The 12,631-nt window shown below is 64.9% G+C and carries 13 protein-coding genes; 8 read left to right on the plus strand and 5 right to left on the minus strand.

All coding sequences use genetic code 11. The features are described 5' to 3' along the window. Window positions 1-143 precede the first annotated feature (143 nt). Window positions 144-1,742: a GMC family oxidoreductase gene (locus GSQ89_RS12325; protein ID WP_158925487.1), complete on the minus strand. Its 1,599-nt coding sequence runs from the start codon at window positions 1,740-1,742 to the stop codon at window positions 144-146. A gap of 78 nt (window positions 1,743-1,820) precedes the next feature. Here GSQ89_RS12325 and GSQ89_RS12330 point away from each other — a divergent pair, with 78 nt between their 5' ends. From GSQ89_RS12330 to GSQ89_RS12340, 3 genes are all read left to right on the plus strand, one after another. Next, the gene (locus GSQ89_RS12330; RefSeq protein ID WP_158925489.1) at window positions 1,821-2,357 is read left to right on the plus strand and encodes a flavoprotein; all 537 of its coding nucleotides are present in this window, start codon (window positions 1,821-1,823) and stop codon (window positions 2,355-2,357) included. 51 nt (window positions 2,358-2,408) lie between these two features. Then, window positions 2,409-3,203 (plus strand): enoyl-CoA hydratase-related protein, encoded by a 795-nt coding sequence (locus GSQ89_RS12335; protein WP_158925491.1) that lies wholly within the window; start codon window positions 2,409-2,411, stop codon window positions 3,201-3,203. A 320-nt stretch (window positions 3,204-3,523) separates the two neighbouring features. Next, entirely contained in the window at window positions 3,524-3,745 is a 222-nt protein-coding gene (locus tag GSQ89_RS12340) for a type II toxin-antitoxin system VapB family antitoxin (RefSeq protein ID WP_158925493.1), read from the plus strand. Between the two features lie 6 nt (window positions 3,746-3,751). On the opposite strand, the gene GSQ89_RS12345 is transcribed toward GSQ89_RS12340, so the two are convergent. The 4 genes from GSQ89_RS12345 to GSQ89_RS12360 all read right to left on the minus strand — a co-directional run bounded on the left by GSQ89_RS12345 (window position 3,752) and on the right by GSQ89_RS12360 (window position 6,520). Then, window positions 3,752-4,024 carry a DUF2442 domain-containing protein gene (locus GSQ89_RS12345; RefSeq protein WP_158925495.1) on the minus strand — a complete coding sequence of 91 codons (273 nt, stop codon included), beginning with the start codon at window positions 4,022-4,024 and terminating at the stop codon, window positions 3,752-3,754. Beyond that, entirely contained in the window at window positions 4,021-4,230 is a 210-nt protein-coding gene (locus GSQ89_RS40105) for a DUF4160 domain-containing protein (protein ID WP_371734247.1), read from the minus strand. Before GSQ89_RS40105 ends, GSQ89_RS12345 begins: the two co-directional genes overlap by 4 nt. 102 nt (window positions 4,231-4,332) lie before the next feature. Further along, the gene (locus GSQ89_RS12355; protein WP_158925499.1) at window positions 4,333-5,514 is read right to left on the minus strand and encodes a CaiB/BaiF CoA-transferase family protein; all 1,182 of its coding nucleotides are present in this window, start codon (window positions 5,512-5,514) and stop codon (window positions 4,333-4,335) included. 4 nt (window positions 5,515-5,518) lie between these two features. Further along, window positions 5,519-6,520, minus strand: a complete 1,002-nt coding sequence (locus GSQ89_RS12360) for a VOC family protein (protein WP_158925501.1) — start codon at window positions 6,518-6,520, stop codon at window positions 5,519-5,521. A gap of 221 nt (window positions 6,521-6,741) precedes the next feature. Here GSQ89_RS12360 and GSQ89_RS12365 point away from each other — a divergent pair, with 221 nt between their 5' ends. The 5 genes from GSQ89_RS12365 (at window position 6,742) to GSQ89_RS12385 (ending at window position 12,576) form a co-directional block, all read left to right on the plus strand. Then, window positions 6,742-8,100, plus strand: a complete 1,359-nt coding sequence (locus GSQ89_RS12365; RefSeq protein ID WP_158925503.1) for a phosphatidylserine/phosphatidylglycerophosphate/cardiolipin synthase family protein — start codon at window positions 6,742-6,744, stop codon at window positions 8,098-8,100. Window positions 8,101-8,221: 121 nt separating this feature from the next. Further along, entirely contained in the window at window positions 8,222-8,707 is a 486-nt protein-coding gene (locus GSQ89_RS12370; RefSeq protein WP_158925505.1) for a (2Fe-2S)-binding protein, read from the plus strand. Window positions 8,708-8,738: 31 nt separating this feature from the next. Next, window positions 8,739-11,120 (plus strand): xanthine dehydrogenase family protein molybdopterin-binding subunit, encoded by a 2,382-nt coding sequence (locus GSQ89_RS12375; RefSeq protein ID WP_158925508.1) that lies wholly within the window; start codon window positions 8,739-8,741, stop codon window positions 11,118-11,120. Between the two features lie 23 nt (window positions 11,121-11,143). Next, window positions 11,144-11,938 (plus strand): xanthine dehydrogenase family protein subunit M, encoded by a 795-nt coding sequence (locus tag GSQ89_RS12380; protein WP_158925510.1) that lies wholly within the window; start codon window positions 11,144-11,146, stop codon window positions 11,936-11,938. A gap of 68 nt (window positions 11,939-12,006) precedes the next feature. Beyond that, window positions 12,007-12,576 (plus strand): Uma2 family endonuclease, encoded by a 570-nt coding sequence (locus GSQ89_RS12385; protein ID WP_158925512.1) that lies wholly within the window; start codon window positions 12,007-12,009, stop codon window positions 12,574-12,576. Window positions 12,577-12,631 lie beyond the last annotated feature (55 nt).

The raw sequence follows: 12,631 nt of genomic DNA on the forward strand, positions 1-12,631 counted from the left end.
TCCTGGCCATCCGCCGCGAAATCTGGGGCTTGCTGAAACACGGCGCCGGCTAACCCCAACCCACGCCCATGGGTCGCCCCCCTCCGTCATGCCGACGGCGGTCGGCATCCACGCCTTCGACAGGCAAAAAACGCTGACGGGCCTCACACCGAAGCCCGCACCATCGCCGCCCCCTTCTCCGCGATCATGATCGTCGGCGCATTCGTGTTCGTCGACGTCACCGCCGGCATCACCGAGGCATCGATCACCCGCAGCCCCTGCAACCCGTGCACCCGCAACTGGTCATCCACCACCGACATCGCATCCGGCCCCATCCGGCAAGAACAACTGGCATGGAACACCGTCGACCCGTTCTGCCGGACATACCCGAGGAACTCATCATCGGTCTGCACATCGGGTCCAGGCAGCGTCTCCGCCACCAGATACCGCGCCAGCGCCGGCGCCTGGAACCACGCCCGCACCCGCCGCAGCCCGCCGATCATCGCCCGCCGGTCGCGTTCGTCATCCAGATAGCGCGGATTGATCGACGGCTGATCCTCCGGCCGCGGCGAACGAGCCTCGACATGCCCCCGACTTAACGGCCGCATCTGCCACACCCCACTGGTCATGCCCGGTTCGTCCGCCAGCCGGCGCTTCGGCCCGGGCGCATAGCTGGCGGAGGCGAACAGCGCCTGCACATCCGGCGTCGCCGATTCCGGCAGGATCTTGATCGACGCCGTCAGCAGCGACGCCCCATAGGTCAGCAGCCCGCGCCCGGTCAGCACATAGCGCATCACCTCGCCAACCAGTCCCAGTCCGCGCGATTTCTCGTTCAGCGTCGCCACGTCCTTCACCTCGGCCGACACCCGGGCCATGAAATGGTCCTGGAAATTCCGCCCCACACCCGGCAGCCCATGCTGCACCGAAATCCCGACGCGCCCGAGATGCTCAGGATCGCCGACACCGGACAGTTGCAGGATATGAGGCGATCCGATCGCACCGGCGGACAGGATCACTTCGCCGGCGGCACCGACCCGCTCCATCTTGCCATCACGCGCAAACGCGACGCCCACCGCACGCTGCCCGTCGAACAGCACCCGATGCACCAGGGCGTTGGTCACGATCTGAAGATTCGGCCGCTTCTTCACCGGATTCAGATATGACCGCGCGGCGCTGGCCCGAAACCGCCCACCCCGAGTCTGCTGGATCCAGCCGACATGATCGCCCAACCCCGGGGTCAGGGCGTTCACGTCCTCCCGGTATTCCCACCCCATCTGCTTCCCGGCCTCCACCGCCGCTCGGCACAATTCCGGCCGGTCCCGCGTCGGCGAGGTAAACAGCGGCCCGCCCTTGCCATGGACATCGTCGGCCTGGCCCTCCCAGTTCTCAGCCTTCCTGAAGAACGGCAGCACATCGTCCCAGGACCAGCCGCGATTACCCAACTGCCCCCAGTGGTCGTAATCCTCGGGTTGGCCGCGGATATAGATCATGCCGTTGATGGCACTTGAGCCGCCCAGCACCTTGCCGCGCGGATACGAGATCGCCCGGCCGTTCAGCCCGGATTCCGGATCCGCCTTGAAGCCCCATGTCACGGACGGATGGTCCAGCATCTTCATATAACCGGCGGGAATATGCAGCATCGGATGCCAGTCGCGCCCGCCGGCCTCGATCAGGATGACCCGCGTGTTCGGGTTCTCGGTCAGCCGGTTGGCCAGCACGCAGCCGGCCGATCCGGCCCCGACGATGACGTAATCAGCTTGCATTCGCGTTTCCCCGTTTGTCGCGACCATCTAACGGTCGCCGCCGGATCGTGCCAAGATCGGCCACGGGAGGCAGGCACGATGGCACAGGCTGAAACCGAAACATTCGACGTCGCCTACCTGATCCTCAGCGGTACCACCACAGCCGCTCGTTGTCCGGACCTGCTGCACGGCCTCCTCGGATTGGGTTTTTCGACAGTCATCGCGATTCCCACACCCAACGCATCCCGCGTGATCGCCCCGCGCGAACTGGCCGACGTCACCGGCGCACGCCTGGTCGAGTCGTATTTCGACGCCGCCATCCGCCCGAGGCCACCCCGCGGCGTGGTGCTGTTCGCCCCCTGCGGCTTCAACTCGCTCAACAAACTGGCGCACGGCATCGCCGACACCCTGGCATTGTCCGTCGCCGCCGAGGCGATCGGCCGCCGCACCCCGGTGATCGTCGGCCCGTCATTGAACCAGCCGTTACTGGACCACCCGATCACCCGAACATCGCTGGCGACCCTGACCGGCTGGGGCGTCACGATCGTGCCTATGGCCGACGCAGGCGACGGCCCACGTCTCGCCCCCACGCCCCAATTGCTCGATGCGGTGCGTCCCCACGTTCGCGGGCATTGACATCCGGCGCGCCCACCGTATCCACGAGGCAACACACAGAAGGTCGAAGCCATGAACCTGACATCCGGACTTGTCGGCGCCGAGAAAACCGGCGCCATCGGCTGGCTGATCTGGGACAACCCCAGCAAGCTGAATGCCCTGTCTCCCGGCATGTCGGAGGACGCGCTGACCGTCATCGAGGCCTACGAAGCCGACCCCGCCATCAAGGTCGTGATCATGCGCGGCGCCGGCCGCAAGGCCTTCATCTCCGGCGGCGACATTAAGAGCTTCGAGACGACCCGAGCCGATCCCGAAGCCGCCCGCATCGCGCGCGAGGCCCCCGGCAAGCTGCGCCTGAAAATGCTGAACCTGGAGAAGCCGCTGATCGCGATGATCTACGGCTACTGCCTCGGCGGCGGCCTGGGCATGGCGCTGAACGCCGACCTGCGGTTCGCCTCCTCCGACGCCCAGTTCAGCGTGCCCGCGGCGTTGCGCGGCATCGCCTACGCGCCCGAGGGCCTGAAATCCCTGGTCGACCTGGTCGGCCCCAGCATCGCCAAGGACATCATGTTCTCCGGCCGCCGCCTGAAGACCGAGGAAGCCCTGCGCATCGGCTTGATCAACCGCGTGGTAGACGCCGAAACCCTGGAAGCCGAGACCATCGCCTACGCCGATACCCTGGCCGCCAACGCGCCTTTGTCAATCAAAGCGTCAAAATACTTCATCAACCAGCTAGGTCTGGAGCGCGCCCAGCGCGACGACGCGCGCATGGACGCCATGCAGCGCGAGGCCGAGGCCAGCGAAGACTTTAAGGAAGCCACCCGTTCGTTCATGGAGAAACGGAAGCCGGTGTTCGTCGGGCGGTAACGCCACACCGACCTCTCCCCGCCCGTCATGGTGAGCGCAGGCTCACCATCCACGCCTTCGGATGAGAGGCAATACCGAGCGCTGTTGACACCGACTGTTGGATGCCGTCATGGCCGGGCGCGCGCTGTGCGTGTCCCGGCCATCCGCGCTTCATCGGCTGGTGCGCGGATGGCCGGGAGACGCCGAAAGCAGGCTCCCGGCCATGACGTCAGCGGAAGGGTCAACGCAACGGCACCTGGCCTAAAAGGCGCGTATACTGGCATTCGCCAACGTACGAGATAGCGACCGGCAGAAAGTCGGATGTCACACAGGCTGGTATCATGCGCATCAACATCAATATCGACGACGCCCTCCTGACCGAAGCGATGGCGGCGACCGGTTTACCGACGAAGCAAGCAACGATCGAGGAAGCGTTGCGCCGCCTCGTCCACAGCCGCCGCCGGCAAGCAGCTTTTGCCGACATGGCAGGCCTCGGCTGGGAGGGTGATCTGGCCGCTATGAGGGAAGGCCGCGAACCAACGAGTCTGGCTTCTGATGGTTGATAACGGTCACTCCGCCGCTTGGCGTTGCTCCTCAGCCATCTGCCGCAACGCGTCGGCGCACATATCGACCTCATCCCCGTCCTCATCGATCCACACCAGCGCACGGCCACGTTCCGCCACCGCAAATCCATCTGGATCGGTCCCCAATACCGACAGGACACCACCGCGAGCGGCTATGGCGGCCAGATCGACCACACCCTGAAAACCATCCTCGAACGTCAGCTTCAGACGATGGCCGGGTAAAATCGCCGCGGCCTTGATCGTGTGCATGTCCATCATCCGATCTTTCCCGGTTTTTCACCCTGACGGCACCGAACCCACGCCAAGGCGAGACTATCCTGATGGTCCGCGGCCCAGGCTAATATTGTGCGGCGAAGGGCCGGTGAAAGCGATCCCGCCATCACTTCAAGGTCCGCGATCCGAACCAGCATCTCGTCGTCTCCAGCGACCGCATGGAAATGCGGCTGGTTCGTGATCAGAGTAATACAACCGGATCATCACCCCAGCGACGATAGCGACGATCGGCATCAGACCACCGCCACAGACGGCATCACATCCGGTCCATCACTCGATGGTCAAAACCCCCCTCAAACAATCCCCCGCGCCCGGAAATCCGCGATCGCCGCCGCATCGTACCCCAGTTCCCCCAGGATCGCATCCGTGTGCTGCCCCAGATCAGGCGTCGCCCCCAGCACCTCCGGCTGAGGATTATCCGTCAGGTTGATCGGCTGCCCCACCACCCGGATATCCCCCAGCTTCGGATGCTGCACCGCTCGAGCAATCCCCAGATGCTGCGTCTGGGGCTCCGCGAATACCCCGGCGATATCGTTGATCGGCCCACACGGCACCCCAGCCTTGTTGATCACTTCCAGCCAGTGCGCGCTCGGTTTCGTCCGCGTAATGGCACCAATCCGCTCATTCACCATCTTGCGGTTCTTCGACCGCAGCGCGCCATTGGCGAAATCCGGATCGGACAACGCCTCCTGCCACCCGATCGCCTTGCAGAACCGCTCCCACAGCCCCTGCCCCGACGCGGCAATATTGATGTGCCCGTCCGCTGTCGGGAACACCCCCGTCGGAATCCCGGTGGGATGATCGTTGCCGGCCTGTTTCGGCACCTCATGCGCCATCAACCAGCGAGACGCCTGGAAATCCAGCATGAAGATCTGCGCTTCCAGCAGCGAGGTATGCACCCACTGCCCCTTCCCCGTCTGCGCCCGCTGCATCAGCGCCAGCAGGATCGCCTGGGACAGGAAAATCCCCGCCGTCAGGTCGGCGATCGGAATCCCCACCCGCACCGGTCCCTGCCCCGGCAGCCCGGTGATCGACATCAGCCCGCCCATGCCCTGGGCGATCTGATCCACCCCCGGACGGGTCGCATCCGGCCCGCTCTGCCCGAACCCCGAGATGCTGCCATACACAATCCGAGGATTCACCGCCGCGATCGTATCGTAATCCACCTTCAACCGATACTTCACGTCGGACCGATAATTCTCCACCACCACGTCAGCCTTGGACGCCAACTGCATGAAGATCGCATGCGCCTCGGGCGTCTTCAGGTTCAGCGTCATGCCGCGTTTGTTACGGTGCAAGTTCTGGAAGTCGAACCCATGGCGGTTGCCGCCGACGACATCGCCCTTAGCCTCGCCGGGCGGCTCGATCTTGATCACGTCCGCACCCCAGTCCGCCAACTGGCGAACCGCGGTCGGACCAGCGCGGTGCGCGGTCAAATCGAGTACAAACAGACCCTTCAGCGGCAAACCAACCATCGTCCTACGCCCTTCCCGTCGCTGCGTCCCACCAGGGACAGACACCATCCATCCGCTGATAGTTACCGTCGATCACATGCAGCGGCTCTCGCTTGCCATCGGCCGCCGCTTTCAACCGCATATCCCTCGCCTTCTGCCGCTGATCCGCCGGCAGCCACGCCCGATCATGCCCCCACAGGCTGGGACCGACGGTCACCTCGGACGGCGTCCAGTCGCCCGGAGTCACCTCCTTCCCGCCCCACCCGTATTCCAGCATGAACCCACCCGGCGACCGCAGATAATACGACGTCACCGCATCGTTCGGATGCCGCCCCAGCGTCGTCGCGATTTTCTCCGGCTCACCCAGCGCGATATCATAGCCCTGCCCGACATCATCCAAGGAGAACAGCTCCACCATCAGATGATGCAGATCCTGCTTACCGGTTTCGATCAGCGCCACCGAGTGATGCCGCGCATTCGTATGCAAAAAATACGCTCGGAACGGCGTGGAGATGTAGTCGCTCACCCCAAACCCCAGCAGGTCCTTGTAGAACCCCAGAAGATCGTCGATCTCCTTGACGTGGAACACCACGTGTCCCATCCCCAGCGCCCCGGTCCGGAAGCCCGAGATCGACCGCCCTGGCCGGAACGGCTCGCTGGCAATAGCGGCGCCATGAAACGCCTCCAGATGGTTGCCGCCCGGGTCCTGGAAGCTGATCAGTTCCTTGACGAAACGCTGATCCGCCAGCGATTTCGGCTCATGCCGCACGGCGACCCCCGCGGCATCCAGCCGGGCCGCCAGCGCCTGCAACGCCGCCGCATCGGCGACCTCGAAACCGAAATAGCGCTCGCCCTCACCCAGCGACCGATCGACCACCAGCCGCTGAGACCGGTCATCCATCCGGAACGCCCGAGCGGTGTTGCCGCGCTCGATCATCTGCATGCCCAGCCAGTCGGTGGCGAAGGATGTCCAGTCGGACAAGTCCGACGCGCCCACGCCCATATAGCCCAGCCCACGGATTTCCATTGTTGCTTCCTCCGGTTCCCGGCCGCCTCGAGCCTCTGCTCGGGCAGCGAACCATAGCACCCGGCATCGCCCGCGCAATGGCGCCGGGACCGTCCGGCCCGTTTCATGCCCCTGTTCGAAAGGGAAATTGATCCGCGGCTGACGTGAACTTGTTCGCTGCAAGCATATTTCGGCACCAAGCGCGTCACATCTTACGTCCGAGGAATCGATGGAGCACCCCGTTGGCGTTTTCCCGACCGAACAGGCTCCGCCGCCGTCAACTGGCGACGCTCGCCGCGGCGGGCTTGCTGGCACGATGCGCGGCTGTTCCGCATATCGCTGGGCTGACGCCCCGCGAAGTCGCCCTGCCCAGGCATCCGGCCAAGCCCGGTGCGCCGACCATCAACGACACCGATGCCCTGCAACAGCAGTACGACCTTCAGCGCGGCCTGTCGGACAGCCCGATCGTCTTCGGCAATGCCGTCACCCTGTTGCCCAGCGGCACGGACGCATTCCAGGCCATCTTCAAAGCCATCGGCGGCGCCCGCGACAGCATCAACCTGGAATACTTCGTCCTCGCCGATGTCCAATCCGACGGCAAGCACCTTTCGGACGTGCTGCGGGACCGGCTGCGAGCCGGTGTGAAAGTGAACATGATCTACGATTCCTACGGGTCACAGGACACGCCGGGAACATTCTTCGATGCCATGCGGACGGCCGGTGCGAAGGTGGTCGAGTTCAATCCGGTCAACCCGCTCGCGACAAGAACCGGCTGGTCGCCGAACGATCGCGATCACCGCAAGATCACCGTCGTGGACGGGCGGATCGGCTTCACCGGCGGGGTCAATCTGGACACAGTCTACGAAAACCCGCCATCCGCCGGCGTCCCGGCTGACGGCGATACCAGCCACGCCTACTGGCGCGACACCGCGGTCCGGATCGAAGGTCCGGCGGTGGCCGACCTCCAAAAGCTATTTTTCGAGACCTGGAAGCACCAGAAGGCGCCCGCCGCCGATGCCGCCGACTACTTCCCGCAATTGGCACGCCAGGGTGTGCAGACCGTTCGCATCATCGGCAGCTCACCGGGTCGCAACGAGCCGCTCTACTACGCCTCTCTGCTCACCGCGGCCCGCAGCGCGCGCCGGCGGGTCTGGCTGTGCAGCGGCTATTTCCTGCCACCCCACCAGGAACGCCGGGAACTCGCCAGGATCGCCCGCTCCGGCATCGACGTCCGGATTATCGCGCCGGCATTCAGCGACATCCAGAGCACGGTCTATGCCGCCCGAGCGGCCTACGGCGATCTGCTGGACGCCGGCGCTCAGATCTATGAGGTGACGGACGCCGTCGTCCACGCCAAGCTGGCGGTGGTGGATGACACCTGGACCATGATCGGCTCGTCCAACCTCGATCGCCGCAGCGTCGTGTTCAACAACGAAGTCGATGCCGTCATCCTGGGCCACGACACCGCCGGACAGGTTGAAGCGGTCATGCAGCGCTACATGCAGGCCGCCCGTCAGGTGAATTTGGCGAGATGGAACCACCGCTCGCTCCAGGAGCGGCTGCGGGAGCTTGAGGCTCGGGTTTGGGAATACTGGATGTGATACCCCCGCTTGACCGCGCACGTCCGGATTGACCAAACTGTGCGCAACGGAACCGTCCAAGGGCTTACCCGCCTTTGGCGCCGCGACGTGTAGAAACAGCGACACCATGAAAGGGAGTGCGATGCCTCAGGTAACGCTGACGGTCAACGGCAAGCAGCACACGGTAGAGGTCGAAGGACGCACCCTGCTGGTCGAATTGCTGCGGGAAAAGCTGGGCCTGACCGGCACCCATGTCGGCTGCGACACCAGCCAATGCGGCGCCTGCGTGGTGCATGTGGACGGGATCTCGGTGAAGTCCTGCACCCAGCTCGCGCTGCAGGCAGACGGCACCGATGTCATCACCATCGAGGGCCTCGCCGAGGCGGACGGTACCCTGCACCCGATGCAGGAAATGTTCCGGGAACATCACGCCCTGCAATGCGGCTTCTGTACCCCCGGCATGGTGATGACCGCCATCGACCTCGTGCAATCGCATCCTGGCGGCCTTTCGGAGAAGGAAATCCGTGAAGGCCTGGAAGGGAACCTGTGCCGTTGCACCGGTTACCATAACATTGTGAAGGCGATCGCCGCCGCACATCCGTTGATGCACGCCAAAGCGGCCGAATAAAGCGCCGCCTCTACCGGGGAGTACTCCAATCATGGGCTTCGAGGGCATCGGCGCATCCGTCCGTCGGAAAGAGGACGTGCGCTTTCTCAGCGGCAAGGGCAACTACACCGACGACATCAACCGCCCCGGCCAGCTTTACGCGGTGATCAAGCGGTCCGACCGCCCGCACGCCACGATCAACAACATCGACGTAGCCGCTGCCAGTTCGGCCCCCGGCGTGGTGCGCGTGTTCGTCGGCGCCGACATGGCAGCCGAGTCGATCGGCGGCCTGCCCTGCGGCTGGCAGATTCACAGCAAGGACGGCTCCCCCATGGCCGAACCGCCGCATCCGGTGCTGGCCGTCGGCAAGGTGCGCCATGTCGGCGATCCGGTGGCGGTGGTAATCGCGGAATCGAAGCAGGCAGCGAAGAATGCAGCCGAACTGATCGACGTCGACTACACTGACCTGCCCGCGGTGGCGAACCTCACCGACGCTGTCGCCGGCGGTGCGGTGGAGGTGCATGACGGCGTCGCCGGCAACCTCTGCTACGACTGGGTGATCGGCGACAAGGCGGTGGTGGACGGCGTGTTCGCCAATGCCGCGCACGTCGTAAAACTCGATCTGGTCAACAACCGGCTGATCCCCAACGCGATGGAACCCCGGGTCGCACTCGGCGATTTCGATACCTCCTCGGGCGACTTCACCCTCTACACCACCAGCCAGAACCCACACGTGATCCGGCTGCTGATGGGCGCCTTCGTGCTGCACATCCCGGAGAACAAGCTGCGCGTGGTGGCACCGGACGTTGGCGGCGGCTTTGGGTCGAAAATCTATCACTACGCCGAAGAAGCGATCGTCACCTGGGCGGCCGGCAAGGTGCGGCGGCCGGTGAAATGGACCGCCGACCGCAGCGAGAGCTTCATGAGCGACGCGCACGGTCGCGACCACGTCAGCACCGCCGAGATGGCGCTGGATGCCGAGGGGCATTTCCTCGGCCTGCGCATCACCACACTGGCCAACATGGGCGCCTACCTGTCCACCTTCGCACCGGCGGTGCCGACCTATCTTTACGCGACGCTGCTCGCCGGCGTGTACAAAACCCCGGTGATCTACTGCAACGTCAAGGCCGTGTTCACGAACACCGTGCCGGTGGATGCCTACCGCGGCGCCGGCCGACCGGAGGCGACGTTCCTGCTGGAACGCCTGGTCGACGTCATCGCCCACGACACCGGGATCGACCGGGTGGAACTGCGGCGGAAAAACTTCATCCCGGCCGATGCTTTCCCGTACCAGACCCCGGTGGCGCTGCAATACGACAGCGGCGACTACCAGACGACTCTGCGCGTTGCTCTGGCGAACGCAGACTGGAACGGTTTCGAAGCCCGCCGCACCGCCGCCAAGGACCGCGGCAAACTGCGCGGGATCGGCATCTCCACCTACCTGGAAGCCTGCGGCATCGCCCCCTCCGCCGTCGTAGGCTCCCTAGGCGCTCGGGCTGGCCTGTATGAAGTCGCCGAAATCCGCGTCCATCCCACCGGTAGCGTAACGGTGTTCACCGGCACCCACAGCCACGGCCAGGGACACGAAACGACGCTGGCGCAGCTTGTTGTTAGTCAGTTGGGCGTGCCGTTCGACCAGGTCGAGGTCGTCCACGGCGACACCGCGAAAATCCCCTTCGGCATGGGCACCTACGGCAGCCGTTCGCTGGCCGTCGGCGGTTCGGCCATGGTCAAGGCGATGGACAAGGTGATCGCCAAAGGCAAGAAGATCGCCGCCCATCTGATGGAAGCCGCGGTCGAGGACATCGAGTTCAAGGACAACGTCTTCTCCGTCGCCGGCACCGACAAATCGAAGACCCTGACCGACATCTCCCTGGCCGCCTACGTCCCGCACAACTATCCCATCGAGGAACTGGAACCCGGCCTCGACGAAACCGCCTTCTACGATCCGAAGAACTTCACCTTCCCCGGCGGCTGCCACATCGCCGAGATCGAAATCGATCCCGACACCGGCGTGGTGGAGATGGTCAACTTCACCGCGGTAGACGATGTCGGCCGGGTGGTGAACCCGATGATCGTCGAGGGCCAGGTGCAGGGCGGCGTCGCCCAGGGGATCGGCCAGGCATTGCTGGAATCCGCGATCTACGATCCAAGCGGCCAGCTTCTGTCAGGGTCGTTCATGGACTACACGATGCCGCGGGCGAACGACATTCCGAACATGTCGGTGGCCACCGAAAACACCATGTGCACGCACAACCCTCTGGGGTCGAAGGGCTGCGGCGAGGTCGGCGCGATCGGCTCCCCGCCGGCGGTGATCAACGCCGTGGTGGATGCGTTGAAAGATTACGGCGTGCGACATCTGGATATGCCGGCGACCGGGGCCAAACTCTGGTCGATCATCCAGGCGGCGACGCCCCGCATGGCGGCGGAATAACTCAGGGCAAAGGGAAGATTACGATGTACGATTTTACGTATCAGAAGCCCGGCAGCCTGGCGGACGCGGTGAAGGTGCTGTCCGGCGATCCGGAGGCCAAGGCCCTGGCCGGCGGCCAGACCTTCATCCCGGTGCTGAAACAGCGGCTGAACAAGCCGACGACGGTGGTGGACCTGTCGAAACTCGGCCTGTCCGGCATCACCGTTTCGGGCGACAAGATCACCATCGGCGCGATGACCCGGCATGCCGATATCGCCGCCAACGCCGATATCAAGGCGAAGATCCCCGGCCTGGCGCACCAGGCGTCGCTGATCGGGGATGAGGCGGTGCGTCATCGCGGCACGATGGGCGGCTCGCTGGCCAACAACGACCCCGCGGCCTGCTATCCGTCCGCGCTGCTGGCGCTGGGCGGCACCATCAAGACCGACCGCCGGTCGATCGCCGCCGACGATTTCTTCCAAGGGATGTTCACCACGGCACTGGAACAGGGTGAGATCATCACCGCCATCGAACTGCCGATCCCCGAGAAGTCGGCCTACGAAAAATTCCGCAACCCGGCGTCCCGTTACGCCATCGTCGGCGTATTCGTGGCGAAATTCCCATCCGGCGTGCGGCTGGCAATCACCGGCGCCGGCCAGGGCGGCGTGTTCCGCCACACCGAGATCGAGAACGCGCTGTCGGCCAACTTCGCCCCCGACGCCATCAATGGCATCGTCACCCCGCCGGACGACCTGAACAGCGACATCCACGCCAGCGCCGAGTATCGGGCGCATCTTGTCGGCGTGGTGTCCAAGCGGGCCGTCGCCAAGGCGACATAACCACCCACCGCCGCGTCAAACCCGATCGGGGTCGACGCGGCGGGTGGCTTTCCGGTAGGTTATCGACCATGGACACCGTGCTGGACCGGCCATGGACCACAGGGCACTTCCTCGCCTGGGAAGACAGGCAGGAAGGCAAGCATGAATTCGACGGACAGCAGGTCATCCCGATGACCGGCGGCAGCCTCGCGCACCAGCGCATCATCGCCAATCTATGGCTGTCCCTGACGACCCTGCTCGGCGGCCGAGCGCTGATGGCCGTGCAGGAAATGCGCCTCCGCGCGGGCACCCGCGTCCGCTACCCGGATGTCCTGGTCTGCGCCGATCCGCTCGACCAGACGACCCGCACCCTGACCGACGCAGTTGCGATCTTCGAGGTGTTGTCGGGCGACACCGCCACCACCGACCGCATCGACAAACTGATCGACTACGCAGAACTGCCGTCCCTGCGCTGCTACGTCCTGCTGGAGCAGACCCAGGTAGGTGCCACGCTGCTGACCCGCGAACCGAACGGCCCCTGGACCGCCAGCGCACACACCGACGGCGCCCTGGTCCTGCCAGGCCTCGACATCGAGCTGCCCCTCGCCGCGCTCTACCAGGGGCTGACCTTCCCCACCCAAGGGCTCGCCGGGAAATAAACGCATCGTCCGGCGAGCACCGCCGGCCTCTCATCGTCATGGCGGGCGAAGGCCC

The sequence above is a fragment of the Acidisphaera sp. S103 genome (assembly GCF_009765975.1).
Classification (GTDB): Bacteria; Pseudomonadota; Alphaproteobacteria; order Acetobacterales; family Acetobacteraceae; genus Rhodopila.

Bases quoted from the DNA above. Each gene is read 5' to 3' on its own strand.
- GSQ89_RS12370 (WP_158925505.1), top strand. From the start codon at position 8,222: ATGCCTCAGGTAACGCTGACGGTCAACGGCAAGCAGCACACGGTAGAG.
- GSQ89_RS12385 (WP_158925512.1), top strand. From the start codon at position 12,007: ATGGACACCGTGCTGGACCGGCCATGGACCACAGGGCACTTCCTCGCC.
- GSQ89_RS12335 (WP_158925491.1), top strand. From the start codon at position 2,409: ATGAACCTGACATCCGGACTTGTCGGCGCCGAGAAAACCGGCGCCATC.
- GSQ89_RS12330 (WP_158925489.1), top strand. From the start codon at position 1,821: ATGGCACAGGCTGAAACCGAAACATTCGACGTCGCCTACCTGATCCTC.
- GSQ89_RS12345 (WP_158925495.1), bottom strand. From the start codon at position 4,024: ATGATGGACATGCACACGATCAAGGCCGCGGCGATTTTACCCGGCCAT.
- GSQ89_RS12375 (WP_158925508.1), top strand. From the start codon at position 8,739: ATGGGCTTCGAGGGCATCGGCGCATCCGTCCGTCGGAAAGAGGACGTG.
- GSQ89_RS12355 (WP_158925499.1), bottom strand. From the start codon at position 5,514: ATGGTTGGTTTGCCGCTGAAGGGTCTGTTTGTACTCGATTTGACCGCG.
- GSQ89_RS12340 (WP_158925493.1), top strand. From the start codon at position 3,524: ATGCGCATCAACATCAATATCGACGACGCCCTCCTGACCGAAGCGATG.
- GSQ89_RS12325 (WP_158925487.1), bottom strand. From the start codon at position 1,742: ATGCAAGCTGATTACGTCATCGTCGGGGCCGGATCGGCCGGCTGCGTG.
- GSQ89_RS12380 (WP_158925510.1), top strand. From the start codon at position 11,144: ATGTACGATTTTACGTATCAGAAGCCCGGCAGCCTGGCGGACGCGGTG.
- GSQ89_RS12360 (WP_158925501.1), bottom strand. From the start codon at position 6,520: ATGGAAATCCGTGGGCTGGGCTATATGGGCGTGGGCGCGTCGGACTTG.